Below are 20,375 nucleotides of genomic sequence, written 5' to 3' on the forward strand. Positions count from 1 at the left end.
GTATAATAAATAATATTAAAAAAAGTACAGGTTATTCCATGTGAAATGTGGGAACCTAAACACATTGGAATTTAGGGTAACAAAATGTATGACGAAGAAAGGAACATTGGATGAAGAAAGCACAATCGAAAAAAACAAGAAAGGCAATGCTTTTTTCAAGAGGATTGATTATTATCATCGGCGGGTTCATTACTGCGTATGGACTAGAAGCTGTATTGATACCTAATAATGTTTCTGATGGCGGTGTAACCGGGTTAAGTATTGTCGGTTCGCAGTGGACCGGATTGCCATTAGGAATCCTGATTGCTATTTTAAACATTCCCTTTATTTACTTAGGATATAAACAAATCGGCAAGAGTTTTGCAATCTTCTCTATCCTCGGTATTGCTTCTTTGGCTATAAGCACCAGCCTGATGCATCATATTCCAACTATTATTGAAATCGAAGGAGATACCCTGCTTGTCACTGTTGTCGGCGGGATCATTATTGGATTTGGCATGGGACTGGCACTACGTAATGGAGGAGCGTTGGATGGGATTGATATGCTTGCTGTATTATTATCCCGAAAGCTGCCTTTTGGAACGAGTGACTTAATATTATTTCTGAATTTATTTGTATTTATCGTAGTGTCCACGGTGTTTGGATTAAGAGGGGCCCTGATGTCCGGTATTGCTTATTACATAGCTTCCAAGGTCATTCATATTATTGAAGAAGGATTAAGCAGTACAAAAGCAGTTTATATCATTACCGAGCATGCAGATGAGATGATGAAAGAAATTGGCGACCGGCTGGGACGTGCCTGTACATTACAGCATGTAGAAGGCGGCTACTCCAAAAAGGAATTTAAACAAATTAAATGTGTGATTACACGACTGGAAGAAAGTAAAATGAAAGAAACGATTCAAGATATCGATGCCACTTCATTTGTAACTGTCTATGATGTGTCAGAAGTACGCGGCGGTAATTTTAAATAAAGCATCGACTTCTCTTAAATCAAAAAAGGCAGCCAATGAATCCATTTGATATGCTCCCTTTATAGTAGACAGAGAAATAATAAAAATTCTCTCCTACTAGGAAGGGAGTATTTTTAATGTCTAAAAGAATAACCAAACATACGCTAGAAGAACGTATGGAGATTGTACAAAAGGTGACGGAAGAAAAGAAACCGATTAGTGCTATCGCAAGAAAATATGAAATGTATGAAAATACGGTGAAAGAATGGGTTCGTAAATATAAAAGTAATGGGATAGATGGATTGAAGGAGTCAAGGAATTGGAAACAGTACCCAGAGGAATTAAAAAGACAGGCTGTAGCGTTCTATCTTGAACAAGAAAATAGCCTCAAGGTAACATGTGAACAATTTAATATTTCGTCCACTTCCGTTTTACGTCGTTGGATAAAGCTTTATACTAGTGGTAAAGCAATAAAATCCACTAGTAAAGGAAGCGTTAAAATGAGCGAAGGACGTAAAACCACATTCAAAGAACGGATAGAGATTGTCCAATATGCGATTGCCAATGATTCCAATTATCATCAAGCAGCGGAGAAGTATAAAGTTTCCTATCAACAGGTTTATAGCTGGGTTCGTAAATATGAGAAAGACGGAGAGCAGGCTCTTCAGGACCGCCGCGGGAAGACATTAGAAACTAAGCCAAATCTAACGGAAGAAGAAAAATTAAAGCTTCGGATTAAGGAATTAGAACACCGTAATCAATATTTGGAGGCAGAAGCTGGTCTCTTAAAAAAGTTAGAGGAAATCGAAAGGAGAGGATCGAACGATTAAGGAAACAAGTCCCGGCATTTGAAGCCATTCATGCCTATCATGAAGAAACAGGCACGCCGATTCAATTACTATGCGATATTTTAAAGGTGTCCCGCTCTGGATATTATAAGTGGCTGCATCACATACCAGGCGAACAAGAAGACGAAAATGCATGGCTAATCAAGAAAATCCAAATGATTTTTAAACAGTACGGAGGAATCTATGGCTATCGGCGAATCAGAATGGTGATTGATCGCAAATACGGAAAACGATATAATCTGAAGCGCATTCGTCGTTTGATGATTTTATTAGGCTTAAAATCATTTATCCGTCGTTCGAATGGATATTCTACCAAAACAAGCTACGTCAACATTGAGGAGAATATTTTGAACCGGGAATTTACGGCAGACAAGCCAAATCAGAAATGGGTAACGGATATCACACATTTAAAATACAGCTTGAGTCATAAAGCTTATTTAAGCGTCATTAAAGACCTTTATGATGGTTCGATTGTTGCCTATAAGGTTGGTTATTATAACAATAATGAGCTGGTTATGGAAACCATTAAAGCAGCACTGGAAGCAAATCCAGGTGCCACGCCTTTACTGCATAGTGATCGGGGTTCGCAATATACATCGAGGGAATATCGTTTGGTGACAACAAAAGCCGAGATTACACGCAGCATGTCCCGTGTTGGGAAATGTATTGATAATGCGCCTGTAGAAAGCTTTTTTGGCCATTTTAAAAGTGAATCTTATGATTTAAAACGATATAAGAGCTTTGAAGAATTAGTAGAGGATATTGATCGATATATCCAATTTTATAATAAAGAACGTTACCAGGAGAAATTAAACAGCCTGACACCGTTGGAATATCGGGACCAGGCTGTTGCATAGAGTTTTTGTTTTTTTACTGTCTACTTGACGGGGCACAGTTCAATTTCATTGGCTGCCTTTTGATTAGTATAGGGTGAAAAAGCTTATTGTACGAAGGGGTACACGATAGCTTATGATTTTGCTCTGAATATATCCGCAACTGCATGAAATACCTCAACACCTTGATAAGTGAAAACGGACAATGCAGTCAGTGAAAAGAACCCAATAACAATTAATCTGAAAATCATCATAGTTTTTGCCTCCTCTTTTAATTTTTAATTTTTTTATTAAAAGAGGCTTAAACCACGAAATTGGATTGATAGAAAACAGGTGTCAGCAGCTGTTTCGTACGGTTGACCCGCACAATCGTAGTGAATAAACAGAGACTGCCTAATAAGAATAAGGTAATGACTAAACCTGGACTTGCTATAAATGATTTATCTTGCTGGTCATTTCCGCCAACGCCTAAATCAGGTGACGATTGGGAATCAATCAGTATTTCATGATCGGTGAGAACGTAGCTGTGATGTACACCTGGGAATAATTGTGTCATTGGCAAAAGGATAATCATTAAAGCAATCATCAAATATCTATTCAACATCTACGCCCCCTTCCGTATGATAAATATATTTTTTGATTCGATTTCTTAAAGCGAAAGAATTAATTATACCAATAATGAAGAATAAATTCAATATAATGTCTACATGTTTTAGAATTAATTTGTATTATATGCTTATTTTTCGGGTGTGTCTATACTTTTTGAACATTTTATGAATTTTTCTCCATGAAATTAACATTCCTTTTTTTTACGGAATTTAAACATCTGCTTAGAGATATAAAGCCGTGCGTGTTTGGAACTTCTCTCTATGATATGAGATATTTACAAGATTCATTCAAACCGATTCAAAAACCGCTGAAATATTTTTAAAATTTCTTATTGACATGGAATTCAAATAGATATATAGTTATCTACAACAAATAAATAGCAATACATTTTCTTATCCAGAGAGGTGGAGGGACTGGCCCTTCGAAGCCTCGGCAACAGACTTATAAAAGAACTGTGCCAATTCCAGTAGCGTTAGCTAGCAGATAAGAAGAGACATTGATATCGTACTCAAAACCTCTTCTTTCTGAAAGAAGAGGTTTTTTCGTGTCTATATCGACTTATCCGCAGCGAACCAAATAATTAAAAGCTTACAGGAGGAATGGAACGATGGCGAAAAGAAGTTTGGAAGAGCGATTAAAGCAAGGAACAGTTATTGCAGGGGAAGGATATTTATTTGAATTGGAGCGCAGAGGGTATTTGCAGGCGGGCTCCTTTGTACCCGAAGTAGCGCTGGATAACCCGGAAACGCTAAAGGCAGTTTATCGTGATTACATGAAAGCAGGTTCCGATGTAGTGCTTGCCTTTACATACAACGCACACCGAGAAAAAATGCGCATTATCGGTAAAGAGGACTTATTAGAGCCTCTAAATAGAAATGCTATTAAATTAGCGAAGGAAGTAGCAAAGGAACATCCGACAGAGGAAGCTCTGGTTGCAGGAAATATATCGAACACCAATATTTTTAATCCGGAAGATCAGGAATCCAAGGATAAAGTCAGAGCGATGTTTAATGAAATGGTTTCATGGTGTAAGGATGAGGATGTTGACTATATTAACGGAGAAACTTTTTATTATCATGAAGAAGCATTGATTGCTTTAGAGGAAATTAAAAAATATGATTTACCGGCAGTTATTACCTTGGGATTAATGGGTGAAAACATTTTACGTGATGGTTACACAGTGGAAGAGTCATGTAAGATTTTAGAGGATAACGGCGCCTTGGTTGTTGGGATGAACTGTTTCCGGGGGCCGGACACGATGCAGCCGTATTTAGAAAAGATTCGTGACAAAGTAGACGGGTATGTTGGAGCACTGCCGATTCCATACCGGACAACAGAAGAGAATCCAACCTTCTTTAACTTGCCGGATGGAGGGTGCAGCTGTCATTTACCAACGGAAACAACCTTCCCGACTTCTCTGGATCCGCTATATCATAACCGCTATGAGCTGGCAGAATGGGCGAAACAAGCACATAGCATCGGCGTGAATTATATCGGTTTATGCTGTGGAGCTTCACCGGCAATGCTGCGTGCGGTTGCGGAAGCTGTCGGCATCGAAACAATTAATTCAATTTATTCTCCAGATATGCATAAACACTTTTTATTTGGTGAAGATGAAACATTGCAGGATCATATCACAGATTACAAAACAAAAGCGTAAAACAATATATTGGGAGGCGGCTTATCATGACAGTTACCAAAGAAAATGAAATCTTACACGCGTTAGAAACACTAAAATCAAAAACATGGGTAGATTTAACACATACATTCGGTCCTAATTCGCCGCATTTTGCCGCATTTAAAGATGCCGAGTTTGAAACATTATATACGCATGATGACGGGTTTTTCGCACAGCAGTTCAGTGTTTCCGGACAATATGGCACACATATTGATGCACCTATTCATTTTGTTCGTGATCAGCGCTATTTAGAGGAGCTGGATTTAAAAGAAGTTGTCCTCCCAATCGTTGTGATTGATAAATCAGAAGCAGCCGGAGAAAACCATGATTATATTTTAACGGTGGAGGACATTTTAGCTTTTGAAGAGGTGCATGGAAAGGTTGAAGCGGGTACATTTGTCGCGTTACGGACAGATTGGAGCAAGCGCTGGCCGGATAAAGGTGCATTTGAGAATAAGGATGAGAATGGAGACAGTCATTTACCCGGATGGGGGCTCGATGCTCTGAAGTTCTTATTTGAAGAAAGACAGATTAAAGCAGTGGGTCATGAAACGTTTGACACGGATGCGGCTGTGGATGCCAGAAAAAATGGTTCATTGATCGGCGAGTATTATGTATTAGAGCAGGATACTTTTCAAGTAGAGCTGCTGACGAATCTGGATCAATTGCCGGCAAAAGGAGCTGTGATTTTCAATATTAGTCCCAAGCCTGAAAAAGCAAGCGGTTTTCCAGTTCGATCGTTTGCCATTTTGCCATAATAAATACTATCTACCAAAAAGGGAGAAGGAATAACATGACAAAAACAGCAGTGAAAGCACCATTTCGTGCAGACCATGTCGGAAGTTTATTGCGGCCGGAACGGATTCATCAAGCTAGAAAGAACTTTCAAGAAGGAGCTATTTCCAAAGCGGATCTTCATCAGATTGAAACAGAAGAAATCAAACGTATCGTAGATAAGCAGATTGAAGTCGGCTTAAGCGCTGTTACGGACGGGGAATTCAGACGCCGCTTTTGGCATACGGATTTTCAAGAGCATCTAAACGGTGTGGAAGGATATGTGCCGGATACAGGATTTCAATTTGTTGGAGAAGAAACAGAACGCTATAATGTGCGTGTCACAGGAAAGGTTTCCTTTAATCCGGATCACCCGCATGTTAAGGAGTTTGTGGAATTCAAAGAAATCGTCGGAGACCGTGCGATTGCCAAACAAACGATTCCAAGTCCGAATCAATTATTTGGGAAAGGAATTGTAAATCCCGAGGTTTATCCAAGTATTGCAGAATATGCAGAGGATGTCATCCAAACCTATCGTGATGCAATCAAAGCTTTTTATGATGCGGGATGCCGCTACCTTCAGCTGGATGATGTGTATATTGCGGGGTTAAATGTAGAGAATTTCCCGACAACGGAAGATGGAAAGGACCGTCAGTATTTTATTGACTTGGCACTGTATGTACTAAACAGCGTGTTGGAAGACAAACCAGAAGATTTGATGATTACCACGCATCTTTGTCGTGGAAATTATCGTTCGAAATGGGCATTTGAAGGAAGCTATGCAAAAATAGCCCCTACTTTATTTGCCAAAGAAAAAGTAGATGGTTTCTTCTTGGAATATGATGATGACCGCTCTGGCGGTTTTGAACCGCTGGATTACATTCCAAATGGCGGACCGCGTGTAGTATTGGGTGTATTTACTTCAAAGCATGGGGAATTAGAAGATAAAGCAAATATTAAAGCAAGAATTGAAGAAGCGTCGCAGTATGTTCCAAAAGATCAGCTATGCATCAGCCCGCAATGCGGCTTTGCATCGACCCATCATGGGAATCTGTTAACAGAGGAAGAGCAATGGAACAAGCTGAAATATATCGTGGATACGGCTAAAGAAATATGGGGAGAATAAAAAACACGTTTATAAAGAAAAATGCGTTATCACATTGTATGGAAAATAAATAAACAACCAAACAGGCTGAGGGAGATTGGAACCCTTGAGCCTGTTTTTTCATGCCAACCAAGCACAACTTAATAGATATAAAGATAGAAATAGTGCTAGAATAGGGGTAACTGGAAAAATAGTTCGAAAGTGGGGAAATGACTTTGACAGAGATTTGTATGATACGCCACGGAGAAACAAATTGGAATAAAGAAAAAAGAATTCAAGGCAAGACAGATATCCCTTTAAATGAAACGGGAAAATCGCAAGCGGGAGTTTGCTGCGCGGCTGCAATGCAATTTGAACCGACTGTATTAATTACCAGTCCCTTAGCTCGTGCAAAGGTAACAGCAGAAATTATTAATCAGAAACTGCAGCTGCCGCTTCATGAAATGAGGGCTTTTGTAGAGCGGTCTTATGGAGATGCGGAGGGGATGACGATAGAGGATAGAAATCGTTATTTCCCTGATCGTGAGGCTATCCCGAATGTGGAGACGTTTGAAGGTTTAAAGCAGAGAGGGATAAAAGGATTAGAGGAAGTGTGCGTGAGATATCCGGACGAACGTGTTCTTATCGTTTCCCATGGCGCATTAATCAATAGTCTGTTGTCTGTGATTTCAAAAGGAGAGCTGGGTACGGGGGTTACCTTTCTCCAAAATACATCGATTACAAAATTTACTTGTGAAAAAGGGGAATGGCGTGTGGTTGATTATAATAATACAGACCATCTTACGCCTGTAAATGAGTAATCATTGCGATAAAAAACGTATCAATTTAAAATAGAGAGATGTTCAAAAAAGGGGGGATATGGATGAAAATGAATTTTGTGAAGGTAGAGGTGCTGATTGCAGAGGAATATATCAGCAGTTTGCGGGAGCAGCTTCATGAACATGGGTTTCTGCACTACGGCAATCAGGATAACGTACTTTCTTATACAAAATACAATCACTATTCCCGTCCTTTGGAGTTAGCTTCTTTGGAAATGGCTTTGCCGATAGAAAGCGAATTTTTTCAAACTCTCTATAAGGCGGAGTTTCGTTGTATGATTCACCAGATTGAAAAGGTAAAGAAAATCATCCATGATATCCACCCGAGTGATTATCCTGTTATGTATTTTATTCCTATCCTTGAGTAGTTAAAAGCAGCCATATCTAGATCAGATACGGCTGCTTTTTATATACATTTAATGCTTTCAATGCTGACCTCTATTATCTATACACAATTCCGCCATCTGTGATAATAGCTTGTCCGGTAATATAGTCGGAATCATCTGAAGCTAAGAAGGATACAAGGTTAGCGACATCCTCCGGCTCTTGAGAACGACCTAAGGAGATGCCGTCAACAAATTGCTTATAAGCGTCTCCACGTTCCATATTGTCATAGTATTTCACCATTTCTTCATCGATACGATCCCACATTGCTGTACCTGCAACACCTGGGCAGTATGCATTGACACGAATGTTATATGGTGCCAGCTCTTTTGAAGCGGAATGCGTGAAAGAACGGACCGCGTGTTTAGTTGCAGAGTAAGTACCCAGCATTTCATAGGATTCATGCCCGGCGATACTGCATGCATTAATGACTTTCCCTTTTGTATCCTGTTTAATAAATTGATCCGCAGCAGCCTGTGTACCAAATACTGTACCATTTACGTTTACTGAAAATGTTTTATTCAGCTGATTTTCGTCAATTTCAAGGAATGGAGAAACAACATCAACTCCAGCATTGTTCACAAAAACATCCAGCTGTCCAAAAGCATCTACAGCTTCTTTGACAAGATTAAATTGGTCCTCTCGTTTAGACACATCTCCGACAACGGCAATGGAATCTACACCGGCATCTTTAAATTCTTTTAATGTACTGTCCAGCATCTCTTTATTAATATCATGCAGAACGATTTTGAAACCATCTTCACCAAGACGTTTTGCGATACCTTTTCCTAAACCGCCTGCAGAACCTGTAATAATTGCCACTTTTGACATAGAAAAGACCTCCAAATAAATTTACTTTAAATAATTAGATGTAGTTTTTTGCATCTAGTTATACTATTCCCCTTTTAAGGAGTTTAAAACATGCATAATTAGAAAAAGTTTTTGGGAAATCTTTAGAAAGATGTTTCCTTTTAAGAGGTAATTTTTCAGTGATTATTTATACACCTAAAATGTAACGATAAATTGAAGTTTAAAAGCTGCAAACTTTGAAATAATAAAACAAAAGCGTATGCTTAAGGTAGAAAGAAAAGGAGGAAGTAAGTATGACAACATTAGCAGGTAAAGTTGCAATTGTAACTGGAGGCGCTTCAGGAATTGGCTATGCGATGGTACAGAACTTGCTGGAAGCTGGGGCAAAAGTAGGTGTAGCGGATTTAAATGAAGAAAAGCTGAAAGAGCTGGAACAGCAGCATAAAGGGGAGCTGCTTGGTGTCGTCACCAATGTAACCAAAGAAGAGGATATTAAAAACCTTGTTAACAAGACGGTAGAAGCATTTGGCGGATTGGATATAGCTTTTAATGTAGCTGGTGCATCGAAATCAGGAGCAATTATTGATCAGCCGGAGGAGGATTGGAATTTCACTGTTGACTTGTGTTTAAAAGGTGTCTTCCTATCTTTAAAACATGAAGCAAAATATATGAAAGAGCATGGCGGTGGAGCAATTGTCAATGTTTCATCTTTAAACGCGCATGTTCCAATGCATTACGGAGCAGCTTATTCCTCTGCGAAAGCTGGTGTGGAGATGCTTACAAAAAATGCTGCGCTTGAAATGTCCAAGCACAATATTCGTGTCAATGCCATTCTGCCTGGGCTTGTATCGACGCCGTTAACCTCCGGCTTAACAGACGTTGATGCAATCAATGAAGCTTATTTGGAGCGTATCCCAATGGAAAGAGCCGGGGACCCGAAAGAAATAGCAGGTCCAGCGTTGTTCCTTGTCAGCGAGGAAGCCTCCTACGTGAATGGAGCCAGCTTACTTGTAGATGGTGGCTGGGCAGTGACAGGTTATCCGGATTTAAGCAAATTTATCACGGAGAACCGTCCGTAAAACTCCCGCCTCAAAATAAAGCGTAAAAATAAATTTATTTAGGCGGGAGATAACGGACGCTAACTCCCTGAATCACTCGACTAACACTCAGTGGGGAACTAAGGAAACAGACTAAGTTCGCGACGTCTGCACTAGCACATCCTGGGACTGCGATTACTCGCCCCATCGGAAACATTTGTGCGTCGAAAAACTCCCACTGAGTGAAGTTTCGTTTTATGTAACCAAAGCTGTTATTTTGAAAATGGGTTATCACCCAGCCTTTAAATAACAACCTCAGTTACACTTATACAGAGGTAAGTTTAAACTTACCTCTGTATAAAAATAGAAACAAAAGAGCTGCTCGTTTTACCCTTACATTAATTTTCAAGCGATTTTCGGAGTTCGCTTACGTCCTTAAGCTCGAGACCTGTTAATTCGGATATTTCTTCATCTGAATAGTTCCTGTCTAAAAGCTTTTTGGCAAAATTCCGTTCCGCTTCCTCCATCCCTTTCTCCATGCCTTTCTCCATCCCTTTTTCTAAGCCCTTTTTTGTCGCCTCTTCCTCGATTTCTCTAAACAGTCTTCCAAACGTCGGGGTATCTCTCAATTTTTCCATTCCCATGAATTTTCCTTCCTCCTTTTCGTTTTCTGCGATTGGTAATGATTCATACAGCTTTTCCTGTAATTCCGCTGGGACCTGCAGGATATAATCGATAAAATACAATAGGGCTGACAGATAGGTGTCACGGTGCGAATATTTTTCGAGTGCCATACTGATAAGCTGCTGTTTAAATTGGAACTTTTCTTCGTCGTCTTTCTTTGTTCTGCCGGCGTTTTCACTAACATAGATTCCTGCAAGTACCGCTAAAGCGAATGGATTATCAGATTTTTTCAGCTTCTCCTTATCTTTTCCGTAAAAACGATAGACATTGTATAAATAAGTTAATTCTGTTCCGTAGAAAGAATAACGAAACGTATCTTCATAATGCTGATGACTTGCATCCGTCAAGAGGGCGATGGAATAAATCGGATGCTTATATTTGTCATAGATTCGATAAAAGTACTTAAACATGCGTTCAGCAAAGTCTTGCTCTCCAATAGCCTGCACTTCAATATGGACGAAGACGTATTTTTCTTCCCCGTTCTTCAGCGTCACTTTGGCTAACCTATCTGAATATTTTCTGCCTTTTCTTGAATTAATTACAAATTGAAGAAGTTCTATATTCGGGAAATCTGCTCCTTTTTCAAAATCAATTTCCGGGTATAACTCGGGTGCGAAAAATTCCATAAATTCTTGAAACAGTTCTTCAATCAAATTTTTCCAAAGCCCGTCATAATCCGTATCCTTTGCATCGTAGCTGTCGGTATTTTCTTTTACTGTGGTTATCATTATTTTATCACACCCCCAGGTAATATTAAATTTGCTTTTAATCATAGCGGCTATGAGTGGGGGATGCAAAACGGTAAAATAGGATTTCCTGCGTGAAAATCTGCTGTATAAATGACGTTTTAACTTAGGTTTGTGCCTTTTTCAATGACAATAGGATGTTCATATTGCATTTTTTATGTTTTTTTATACAGAACGAAAAATGATCATTTAAGGCTCTTCACCAAAATCTATGGGTGACATAGTAGATATAAATTTGCTGTAAGCGACCGCTACGGAAATACACTACGCTTTCCATCGGCCCCAAGCTCATCTCCTTTAAAGAAGACTTGCTGATTGGCAAGCCGTCAGGCGCAGACAGAAGCATAGTCGCACTTATGCCCTGCGGGTGAAAAGAAGACTTGCTGATTGGCAAGCCGTCAGGCGCAGACAGAAGCATAGTCGCACTTATGCCCTGCGGGTAGAAAAAAAGAAGTTCGCTTTTTTTCTGCGGGGTCTTCCCACTGGGACTGGGACAGCGATTACTCGTCCCATCGAAGAGCTTTTGCGATTACTCGCCCCACCGAAGACCATTGCGCTTTCCCATAGGAGTCTCCGTGTATTTTCTCCGCTAGCTAGTTGCTTTTATCACATTTAATTATATTTTCCAACCATAGATTTTGGTGTTGATCCTTATTTAATCGTTTGTTCTTGGTGTGAAAATGGACAAGTTTCGATGTTATCGTACAATGGAAGAAGCTTAGTGAAAGAGTTTGACTTTCCCTGAATTCAACAAGGCTTACTTATTTCCGTAATAATTCTTGCCATTTCATCCGGTGACTCCTTCATTCCATTTTCCAGCCAGTATTCAATTACCGTAATACTCCCGCTGATAGAATAGATTGTCATATACTTTGCAGCGGTTTCGCTCATTTTATGTTCTGGTCCGTTAAAGTCATTCATAATATGCGTTTGTGCGGCGAACATGACTTTATGTGTGAATCTTTTATTGCCGTGTTCGCTGAACAGAATCCGAAAATGCTCATGACGGCTGTACACATATTTGAGTAAATAATTTAACATCGCCAGCGCTTCTTTTTCCTGCGTGTAGTCATACTGAAGCAGTGCCTGATTTAATTCATCGATAATTTCGTCCTCAATATTGGTCAGTAAATCATATTGATCGGCATAGTGGCTGTAAAATGTGGAACGGTTGATATCAGCCTGCTCACAAATTTCTTTAATTGTAATCGAAGAAATTGGTTTTTCTTTTAAAAGCTCCATCAGCCCATTTTTAAGAGCCATCCTTGTATAACGTTTTCTGCGATCTAGTTTTTGTGCCATGATAAATAAGCTCCTTTTATGAACAAAATATGAAATTCTATCTGTTATCCAACAGATAATGATTATTTGTTGCGAAACGTACATATTTTAAACAACTGTTTGTTGTCTAACTGACAGTGTGTAGTTATAATAATAGATTATATGAATGAAATCAGCAAGGTAATGGGGAATGACAGTGGCAAATTTAATTATTCGTTTTAAAAAGACAGTGGTAACACTTTTTATCATACTTATGATCCTTTCTTTAGCGGGGATTCTGTTTGTTGATGTGAATTACAATATGCAGGATTATTTACCGGATGATGCAGAATCTACGCAGGCTTTAGAGGTGATGGAGGAGGAATTTTCAAGCGGTATTGCAAATGCCAGGGTCATGATAGGAGATGTCTCGATTCAGGAAGCGATGGAGTATAAACATGCTCTGGAAGAGATAAATGGGATTACAGAGGTTCTCTGGCTGGATGATGTTGTTGATATTCGGACACCGATTGAAGTAACTGACACGGATACAGTGGAGACATACTATAAGGATGAAAATGCCCTTTTTTCTGTCACGATTGCCAATGAAAAAGAGGTAGAGGCCACCAATGCTATTTATGACTTGATTGGTGAGGGAAATGCCGTTTCCGGGGAGGCTGTCAATACAGCAACAGAACAGGAAATGACAGGGACAGAGAGCATGTACGCGGCGGCCTTGCTTGTTCCAATTATTATCATTATTCTTATCTTGTCTACCAGCTCATGGGTGGAGCCGGTATTTTTCCTGACAGCCATTGGGGTATCTGTATTAATTAACCTGGGGACGAACATATTTATCGGCGAGATTTCTTTTGTTACCCAAGCGGTTGCACCAATATTGCAGCTTGCAGTCTCCTTGGATTATGCTATTTTTCTTCTGCATAGCTTTCAGGATTACAGGAATAAAAATTACAAACCGGAAGAAGCAATGAAATCAGCTATTAAAGAATCATGGCCGGTTATCAGCACAAGTGCTTTTACAACTATTTTTGGCTTTATGGCATTGATGTTTATGCGTTTTGAGATTGGTTCCGATCTGGGGTTGAACTTAGTTAAAGGAATTATTTTAAGCTTTATCAGTGTGATTGTCTTTCTGCCAGCCTTTACACTTGTGTTTTATCGCTGGATTGACCGGACGCAGCATCGTGCGTTTGTTCCGACTCGTTTTGAGGGAGTCGGGAAGAAGCTCTTGAAATTAAGACTTCCTGTTCTTATTCTGGTGCTGCTGCTTCTTGTTCCCAGCTTTATGGCGCAGAGCAGCACGACCTTTACCTACGGGATGGGAGAACCGCCGGAGGATACCCGGCTAGGAACTGATGTGAGACAGATTGAAGAAGTTTTTGGAGAATCGACTTCCGTTGTGTTGCTTATTCCTAATAATGATATAGGGAAAGAGGAGGAAATGGTTCAGGTCCTGGACAATGTAAATCATGTTTCCTCGGTTATCAGCTATGCAACCATGGTCGGCAGTGTTATTCCGCAGGACTTTTTAGAGGAAGAGGCGACAGAGCAATTTCTTTCCGATCATTACAGCCGGATTATTATTAATACGGAAGCTGGAACAGAAGGAGACCTTCCTTTTGCAGTGATAGAAGATATACGGGAAATTGCTTCCGCTTATTATGGAGAGGAGGCGCTGACCTTAGGTGAAAGTGCGTCTCTGTATGATATGAAGAATATTGTGTCCCAGGATAATCAGCTTGTAAATATTTTAACCATTCTTGGGGTAGGGATTGTGATTTTGGTTAATTTCCGATCGATTTCTTTCCCGATTATTTTACTACTGGTTATCCAAGCAGCCGTATGGATAAACTTAGCTATTCCTTATTTTACAGGAACACCGCTTGTCTTTATCGGTTATTTAATTGTCAGTACGGTTCAGCTGGCAGCAACGGTGGATTATGCCATATTATTAACGGAGACATATAAAAATTACAGAAGATATATGCCGAAATGGAAGGCAATAAAAATGACATTGGATGATAAGATTTTCTCCATTGCTGTTTCTGCATCGATTCTATCCATCGTCGGATTTGTTTTATGGATGACATCATCTAATCCGGTTGTCGGGTCTATCGGCTTGCTGCTGGGGAGAGGTGCGCTCTTGGCATTTATTCTGGTTATCACCTTACTGCCTGCATTGCTTGTATATGGGGATACATTGCTTCAAAAGACATCATTAGGAATGAAGTTTCGCAAGGAGGAAAAACATGAGGACAACAATTAAATGGATCTGGCTCGCTTTAGCTCTGTTCTTTATTCCGTTTATGAATACAGCTCTTGCAGAGGGGGCTTCTGAGGATTCTGCGTCTGAGGGAGATGCGGAAATTGAGGAAAAGAACGAGGTTATTTATGCGAATTTAGAAGCAGGCGGCGCATTAGAAAATATCTATGTCGTAAATGCGTTTGAATTGAATAAATCAGGTGTTATTGAGGATTTCGGAAACTATGAATCTATCAAGAATTTAACAGATACGAGTGAAATAGAACAGGACGGAGATACAATCCGTATGGACGCGGCTTCAGATACGTTTTATTATCAAGGAGACCTTTCCAAAGAGCTGCCCTGGAAATTCACCATCTCCTATTATTTAGACGGGGAAGAAGTAGATCCGCAAACGGTTATTGGGGAATCCGGACAGGTAGAAATCGAAATAAAGGTAGAAGAGAATGCAGAAACAGAAACTGCTTTCTTTGATAACTATATGCTGCAAATATCACAGGCGCTGAATACCGATTACTTTTATAATATTGAAGCGGAGGATGCAACGATAGCCAATGCCGGGAAAAATAGGCAGGTGGCATTTACGGTGATGCCGGGAGAAGAAGAGACGCTGACGATTCAAGCAGATACCGATCAATTTGAATTAGAAGGAATGGAAATCTCCGGCCTGCCGTCTTCTGTTTCTGTAGACGGTCCGGATACAGATGCGCTCACAGAGGAGTTTCAGAGCTTAACCGATGCCATTGGTGAAATCAACCAGGGAGTAGGTGAGCTTGGTGATGGAATCAGCGGGCTGTCTGGCGGATTAAGTGAATTAGAGAATGGGTCTTCTGAATTTCAGAACGGTTTAAATGAGTTAAATAATTCCAGCGGTGAATTAACAGGTGCATCGGAAGAAATCAATAATGCTTTTCAAACCGTACAGGAAGAAGTTGGCCAAATTACAGGGATAGATGGAATAGAGCAGTTAAGCGGGATGACAGAAGCTGCATCAGATATGGCTGCAGGAATGGAAGCATTGGCTGACGAATTAGATTCGCTGTCAACAGGCTATGGAGATGCGAAAGAAGCATTGCAGACAGCTATGGAGGGCATCCCAGAAGCCACCTTAACAGAAGAGGATTTTCAAGCATTATATGATAGTGAAGCAGTAGATCCGGCGGTTGTTGATGAATTAGTTGGCACCTATGAAGCTGCCCAAGGTGCATTAGCTGTCTACTATGAATCCGTAGAATCATTTGATGCGGTGGAGCCGGCATTATCTGAATTTCAAACTTCTGCCAGTGACATTGCCAGCAATATCCGTACGTTTTCCGATGAATTAGAGCAATCTGTCGGCCAAATTGATATCGATGAAGGACTGGATGAATTTATTACAAGTGTAGATACCATGGCTGAAAATTATAATCAGTTCCATGAAGGTCTGGTTTCTTATACCAATGGCGTAAATGAGCTCAGTACTTCCTATGCTGATATTCATAATGGAATTAGTGAATCGGCATCCGGTTCCAATGAACTTGCGAACGGAGCAGATGAATTACAGGATGGAACCAGTGAATTATATGATGCCACTGAAAGTATCCCTGATGAGATGCAGGAAGAAATTGATGAGATGATTTCACAATATGATAAATCTGATTTTGATCCTGTATCCTTCGTATCGGGAGAAAATGATGAGATCACAAATTCTGTTCAATTTGTGATTCAAACAGACAGTATTCAGCCGGAAGAGGATACCGAAGAGACAGAAGAAGAGGAAGAGAACGAAGGGTTTTGGGATAGGTTATTGAATTTGTTTTAAGAGGATTTCAATATTTTAATGATAAAGAAACCGCATGAAATGACTCATGCGGTTTTTTCCTTCCGCTGCAACAGAACAGCTGCAATGACAATCATCCCTTTAAATGCATCCCGCAGTAATGGAGGAACCCCGAAGAGATTGAGCAGGTTGTTCAGCACAGCAATAATCAACATTCCATAAACCGTTCCGAGGATAAATCCTCTTCCGCCCATCATACTTGTACCTCCGACAACAGCGGCAGCGATAGCGTCCATTTCCATTCCCCGTCCTGAACCGGCAAAATCCATCGAGCCGATTCGAGAAACTTGAATGATTGCAGCAATGGCTACAAGTATTCCGGAAAGCGCATAAACCCGGTACTTAACCTGCTTCACGTTAATTCCGGATAGTCTGGCAGCTCTTTCATTGGAGCCAACCGCAATAATCTGCCGGCCAAAGATGGTGCGCTTGGAAATATAATACATAACAGCAGCAATCAAAATCCAGTAGATGATGGGCATAATCATATAGTTCCCGATTTTGAAATTGGCAATTTGTAAAAATTCTGGCGGTACACGCGGTGCAGCTCCTTGCATGAAATGCTGTGTGACACTGCGGAAGACCATCATCGCTCCTAAGGTGGCTATAAAAGGAGGAACCATTCCCCGTGTAACAGTTACGCCAATTAAGGAACCAAGCAAATATCCAAAAAGAATCACAACAATGATTGTAATGAAAATAGCTGTCCAGCCTGTGATTCCAATCGCATTAAAAAAACCGTTTGCTCCAATATCAAGCAATGTCATTGTCAATGCGCCAGTTGCTACAAGCGTTGCACCAACAGCTAAATCGATTCCGCCTGTCATAATAACAAACGTCATTCCCAGTGCGACAATTGCTACACTGGCATTGTTTCGTAAAATATTGATCCAGTTATTAGTCCAAGACGTAAACCATTCTCCAAATGAAGGATAATCAAAGCCTAATACAATCGTTTGTAAGATAACCATTACGATGAACGCAATAAAAATACTAAACAATGGACTAGTAGACCATCGATTCTTGAACCAAAGGATAAACTGGTGAAAGTAATTGATATTTTTCTCTGTCAAAAGGTACACCCCTTTTCGATCCCGGATAAAAAGAAGCTGCAACCTGCGGGATACCTGTTACTTATCGCCTAAGTGATGGCGGACAGTCCATTAAGACGTTGAAATAAAAGCATCTCCGCCTGTAGCCAGCTCCATTATTGCTTGTTCGTTCATTGCTTCTCCTTTTAATTCTCCTTGCAGCTGTCCGTGGTACATGACATACGTCCGATTGCAAAGCCTTAATATTTCATTTGCTTCACTGGAAAGAATAATAACCCCAATCCCTTCATCAGCTAAACGAAGGATAATATCATAGATATCTTCCTTCGCTCCAACATCTACCCCTTGTGTCGGGTTATCTAAAATCAAAATACGGGGATCTGTGGAAAGCCATTTAGCTAAAACGACCTTCTGCTGATTTCCTCCAGAGAGATTCAGAATACTGTTTGAGGAATCAGTCATCCGTATCTTCAGCTGTTTTTGAAGTGCAGCCAGCTTCTCTTGATGGATGGAATGCTGGATGATTCCCCATTTGGCATGTCTCTTTCAAGAAGCAATGGCGCTATTTTCGAGAATGTTCATATCTTTAATAATGGCGTTTTCCTTTCTGTTTCTTGGAAGGTAGGCAATTCCGTTTTTAACAGCGTCCATCGTGGTATGGATATTAATTTCTTTGCCGTAAAGGAACAGCTTGCCCGATGAAATATCATTTGCGCCAAAAATGGATTGAAACAGCTCACTGCGTCCGTCCCCTAAAAGACCGGTGAATCCGACAACCTCTCCCTGATGAATGGAAAAAGTAATATCGGAAAAAGCAGCATTATACGTAAATTTTTCTGCACGCAGGATTTCTTCACCGCGGTCACGCTGCTGGACCAGTTGATCTGTCCGGACATCATAGCCGACCATAAAGCGGGCAAGCTCCTTTGTGGTTACATCACTGACCTGTCCTTCAGAAACAAGCCTGCCATCCCGAAGTACGGCATATGTGTCACAAGCCTCAATGACTTCTTTTAACTTATGAGAGATAAAAATAATGCCAACCTGTTGATCGCGTAAACGCCGCATCATCGTAAATACACGTTCGATTTCAGAATCGGTAAGCGATGTTGTTGGTTCATCCATGATAATGACAGAAGCATTCATCGAAATCGCGCGACAGATTTCAATAATTTGTTTATAGGAAGAATCTAACTCTTTGACCAGCATGCGGGGGTCAAGGTCTACATGCATGCGTTCAAATATCTCCTTTGTTTCTTGAATCATTTTTTGATGCTGTACGCGCTTGAATCCCTTTTTATAATCTCTTTCTAAAAACATATTTTCATAGATGGGCAGATCATTAATTAAGTTCAGCTCCTGATGGATAAAAGAAATTCCCATATTAATAGATTGCTCCGGACCGGTCAGATTTACCTCGGCCCCGTTTATATAAAGCTTGCCTTTATCAGGCTGATGAATACCGCCTAAGATGTTCATCAGGGTTGATTTCCCTGCTCCATTTTCTCCAAGCAATGCACAAATTTCTCCTGCTTTAATAGAAAGGGAAACGTCTTTTAGAACATGATTTTTGCCAAAGGACTTTTGGATATTTCTTAACTCCACAAGCATGTCATCACCTCTGAGAAATGGATGGAAAGGGAGCAGACTTTCCTGCTCCCCTCTGCTTAATATGGTGAATTTTCATCTAAGAATTCTTCGTAGTTATCCCGGTCAACGACAGTAGTTGGAATGATGGTTTCTTCCTCCACGTCTTCTCCGTTGAGCACGTCTATCGCAATGTCAACAGCATCTTTTACCATAACAGGGCTGTATAATGCGGATTGAATCCAGATATCTTCGTTTTCTGGCATCATTTCAAAATATTCCTGCATGCCACCGCCGCCTGTGACGACTTGAATGTCTGTTCTTCCAGCTTCTTGAATAGCTTGTAAGACACCGACAGAGGTTTCATCATCAATCGAATAAACGGCATCAATATCCTCAACAGAAGTCAGAATATCAGCGAAGTCAGCTAAACCATCCTCTCTGGTGAATTCTGTTGCATACGTCATCAGATTCATATCTGGAGCAATTTCTGCCATGGTTTCCTCGAAGCCTTTGGTCCGTAATTCGGATACAGAACCAGACGAAGGTACTTCCAGTACAACGACATTCCCTTCCTCACCAATTTTATCTACAATGTAATTCGCTCCCTGGATACCCATATCTTCATTATCACCTGCAACGCGGTAAACTCCTTCTACATCAATCGCGATGTCAAAGTTAACCACGGTTATACCACTGTCAATGGCATTTTGAATCGGGACTTCCATGCCCTCCCATTGAGGAAAAGCAACAATGGCGTCAGCTCCCCATGTCATTAAATCATCTAATTGGGAAGTCATTTGTTCCGCGTTACTGCTGGTTTGAATTTGATAATCTACTTGATCTCCTAATTCTTTTACGCGTTCTTCAGCATGGTAAGCAACTGCCGCAACCCAGCCATGCGTCACTTCTGGCGCAAGTATGCCAATTTTATAGTGTTCTTCAGTGTCCTCGCTGCCATTTCCGCTGTCCGCATTATTCTCCTCTGAAGCCTTACCAGAATCATTTCCACCGCCGCAAGCAGCCAACAAAAGCATGAGGACAGCAATCATTAAAAAGCCAAAACTTTTTTTCTTCATCGTATTGTAAACCTC

Annotated in this window: 16 protein-coding genes, 1 pseudogene and 1 riboswitch; of the genes and pseudogenes, 10 read left to right on the plus strand and 7 right to left on the minus strand. The window is 40.4% G+C overall.

Annotated features, from left to right (window positions below; all coding sequences use genetic code 11):
* The first annotated feature begins 110 nt into the window (after positions 1–110).
* Positions 111–974: a YitT family protein gene (locus BN997_RS09765; RefSeq protein ID WP_042531800.1), complete on the plus strand. Its 864-nt coding sequence runs from the start codon at positions 111–113 to the stop codon at positions 972–974.
* A gap of 116 nt (positions 975–1,090) precedes the next feature.
* Positions 1,091–2,658, plus strand: a protein-coding gene (locus tag BN997_RS22540; protein WP_374705763.1) for an IS3 family transposase whose coding sequence is annotated in 2 segments (ribosomal slippage) — positions 1,091–1,736 and positions 1,736–2,658 — 1,569 coding nt in all. Because the reading frame shifts where the segments join, the coding sequence is not laid out codon by codon here.
* A 277-nt stretch (positions 2,659–2,935) separates the two neighbouring features.
* On the opposite strand, the gene BN997_RS09780 is transcribed toward BN997_RS22540, so the two are convergent.
* Positions 2,936–3,238: a hypothetical protein gene (locus tag BN997_RS09780; RefSeq protein WP_042531806.1), complete on the minus strand. Its 303-nt coding sequence runs from the start codon at positions 3,236–3,238 to the stop codon at positions 2,936–2,938.
* 394 nt (positions 3,239–3,632) lie between these two features.
* Positions 3,633–3,733, plus strand: a riboswitch (SAM riboswitch).
* A gap of 117 nt (positions 3,734–3,850) precedes the next feature.
* On the opposite strand from BN997_RS09780, the gene BN997_RS09785 reads away from it, so the two are divergent.
* From BN997_RS09785 to BN997_RS09805, 5 genes are all read left to right on the plus strand, one after another.
* Positions 3,851–4,903, plus strand: a complete 1,053-nt coding sequence (locus BN997_RS09785) for a homocysteine S-methyltransferase family protein (RefSeq protein ID WP_042531808.1) — start codon at positions 3,851–3,853, stop codon at positions 4,901–4,903.
* Between the two features lie 26 nt (positions 4,904–4,929).
* The gene (locus BN997_RS09790) at positions 4,930–5,679 is read left to right on the plus strand and encodes a cyclase family protein (protein ID WP_042531811.1); all 750 of its coding nucleotides are present in this window, start codon (positions 4,930–4,932) and stop codon (positions 5,677–5,679) included.
* 35 nt (positions 5,680–5,714) lie between these two features.
* A complete protein-coding gene (locus tag BN997_RS09795; protein ID WP_042531813.1) occupies positions 5,715–6,821 on the plus strand; it encodes a 5-methyltetrahydropteroyltriglutamate--homocysteine S-methyltransferase in 1,107 nt (368 codons plus the stop codon).
* A gap of 188 nt (positions 6,822–7,009) precedes the next feature.
* Positions 7,010–7,600: a histidine phosphatase family protein gene (locus tag BN997_RS09800; RefSeq protein WP_244882362.1), complete on the plus strand. Its 591-nt coding sequence runs from the start codon at positions 7,010–7,012 to the stop codon at positions 7,598–7,600.
* A gap of 62 nt (positions 7,601–7,662) precedes the next feature.
* Positions 7,663–7,986, plus strand: a complete 324-nt coding sequence (locus BN997_RS09805) for a hypothetical protein (RefSeq protein WP_042531817.1) — start codon at positions 7,663–7,665, stop codon at positions 7,984–7,986.
* 73 nt (positions 7,987–8,059) lie between these two features.
* On the opposite strand, the gene BN997_RS09810 is transcribed toward BN997_RS09805, so the two are convergent.
* On the minus strand, positions 8,060–8,833 hold the full coding sequence (locus tag BN997_RS09810) for an acetoin reductase (protein WP_042531819.1): 774 nt from the start codon (positions 8,831–8,833) through the stop codon (positions 8,060–8,062).
* Between the two features lie 272 nt (positions 8,834–9,105).
* Here BN997_RS09810 and BN997_RS09815 point away from each other — a divergent pair, with 272 nt between their 5' ends.
* A complete protein-coding gene (locus BN997_RS09815; RefSeq protein ID WP_042531821.1) occupies positions 9,106–9,891 on the plus strand; it encodes an SDR family NAD(P)-dependent oxidoreductase in 786 nt (261 codons plus the stop codon).
* 356 nt (positions 9,892–10,247) lie between these two features.
* Here BN997_RS09815 and BN997_RS09820 read toward each other — a convergent pair whose 3' ends face one another.
* Positions 10,248–11,261, minus strand: a complete 1,014-nt coding sequence (locus BN997_RS09820) for an Rpn family recombination-promoting nuclease/putative transposase (RefSeq protein WP_042531822.1) — start codon at positions 11,259–11,261, stop codon at positions 10,248–10,250.
* A 765-nt stretch (positions 11,262–12,026) separates the two neighbouring features.
* Positions 12,027–12,581, minus strand: coding sequence for a TetR/AcrR family transcriptional regulator (locus BN997_RS09825; protein ID WP_042531824.1), 555 nt, complete (start codon positions 12,579–12,581; stop codon positions 12,027–12,029).
* A gap of 169 nt (positions 12,582–12,750) precedes the next feature.
* Here BN997_RS09825 and BN997_RS09830 point away from each other — a divergent pair, with 169 nt between their 5' ends.
* Positions 12,751–14,826 carry an efflux RND transporter permease subunit gene (locus tag BN997_RS09830; RefSeq protein ID WP_175297030.1) on the plus strand — a complete coding sequence of 692 codons (2,076 nt, stop codon included), beginning with the start codon at positions 12,751–12,753 and terminating at the stop codon, positions 14,824–14,826.
* Positions 14,810–16,624 carry a methyl-accepting chemotaxis protein gene (locus BN997_RS09835; protein WP_042531828.1) on the plus strand — a complete coding sequence of 605 codons (1,815 nt, stop codon included), beginning with the start codon at positions 14,810–14,812 and terminating at the stop codon, positions 16,622–16,624. The genes BN997_RS09830 and BN997_RS09835 overlap by 17 nt, the downstream gene beginning before the upstream one ends.
* 44 nt (positions 16,625–16,668) lie before the next feature.
* On the opposite strand, the gene BN997_RS09840 is transcribed toward BN997_RS09835, so the two are convergent.
* The 3 genes and pseudogenes from BN997_RS09840 to BN997_RS09850 all read right to left on the minus strand — a co-directional run bounded on the left by BN997_RS09840 (position 16,669) and on the right by BN997_RS09850 (position 20,360).
* Positions 16,669–17,715 (minus strand): ABC transporter permease, encoded by a 1,047-nt coding sequence (locus BN997_RS09840; RefSeq protein WP_042531830.1) that lies wholly within the window; start codon positions 17,713–17,715, stop codon positions 16,669–16,671.
* 90 nt (positions 17,716–17,805) lie between these two features.
* Positions 17,806–19,305 (minus strand): annotated as a pseudogene (locus BN997_RS09845) (sugar ABC transporter ATP-binding protein).
* Positions 19,306–19,361: 56 nt separating this feature from the next.
* On the minus strand, positions 19,362–20,360 hold the full coding sequence (locus BN997_RS09850; RefSeq protein WP_042531832.1) for an ABC transporter substrate-binding protein: 999 nt from the start codon (positions 20,358–20,360) through the stop codon (positions 19,362–19,364).
* Positions 20,361–20,375 lie beyond the last annotated feature (15 nt).

The sequence above is a fragment of the Oceanobacillus oncorhynchi genome, assembly GCF_000821065.1.
GTDB lineage: Bacteria > Bacillota > Bacilli > Bacillales > Amphibacillaceae > Oceanobacillus > Oceanobacillus oncorhynchi.

Coding starts and splice junctions, on each gene's coding strand:
- BN997_RS09785 (WP_042531808.1), top strand. CDS start 3,851: ATGGCGAAAAGAAGTTTGGAAGAGCGATTAAAGCAAGGAACAGTTATT.
- BN997_RS09830 (WP_175297030.1), top strand. CDS start 12,751: ATGACAGTGGCAAATTTAATTATTCGTTTTAAAAAGACAGTGGTAACA.
- BN997_RS09820 (WP_042531822.1), bottom strand. CDS start 11,261: ATGATAACCACAGTAAAAGAAAATACCGACAGCTACGATGCAAAGGAT.
- BN997_RS09810 (WP_042531819.1), bottom strand. CDS start 8,833: ATGTCAAAAGTGGCAATTATTACAGGTTCTGCAGGCGGTTTAGGAAAA.
- BN997_RS09795 (WP_042531813.1), top strand. CDS start 5,715: ATGACAAAAACAGCAGTGAAAGCACCATTTCGTGCAGACCATGTCGGA.
- BN997_RS09765 (WP_042531800.1), top strand. CDS start 111: ATGAAGAAAGCACAATCGAAAAAAACAAGAAAGGCAATGCTTTTTTCA.
- BN997_RS09825 (WP_042531824.1), bottom strand. CDS start 12,581: ATGGCACAAAAACTAGATCGCAGAAAACGTTATACAAGGATGGCTCTT.
- BN997_RS09805 (WP_042531817.1), top strand. CDS start 7,663: ATGAAAATGAATTTTGTGAAGGTAGAGGTGCTGATTGCAGAGGAATAT.
- BN997_RS09850 (WP_042531832.1), bottom strand. CDS start 20,360: ATGAAGAAAAAAAGTTTTGGCTTTTTAATGATTGCTGTCCTCATGCTT.
- BN997_RS09835 (WP_042531828.1), top strand. CDS start 14,810: ATGAGGACAACAATTAAATGGATCTGGCTCGCTTTAGCTCTGTTCTTT.
- BN997_RS09790 (WP_042531811.1), top strand. CDS start 4,930: ATGACAGTTACCAAAGAAAATGAAATCTTACACGCGTTAGAAACACTA.
- BN997_RS09800 (WP_244882362.1), top strand. CDS start 7,010: ATGACTTTGACAGAGATTTGTATGATACGCCACGGAGAAACAAATTGG.
- BN997_RS09780 (WP_042531806.1), bottom strand. CDS start 3,238: ATGTTGAATAGATATTTGATGATTGCTTTAATGATTATCCTTTTGCCA.
- BN997_RS09815 (WP_042531821.1), top strand. CDS start 9,106: ATGACAACATTAGCAGGTAAAGTTGCAATTGTAACTGGAGGCGCTTCA.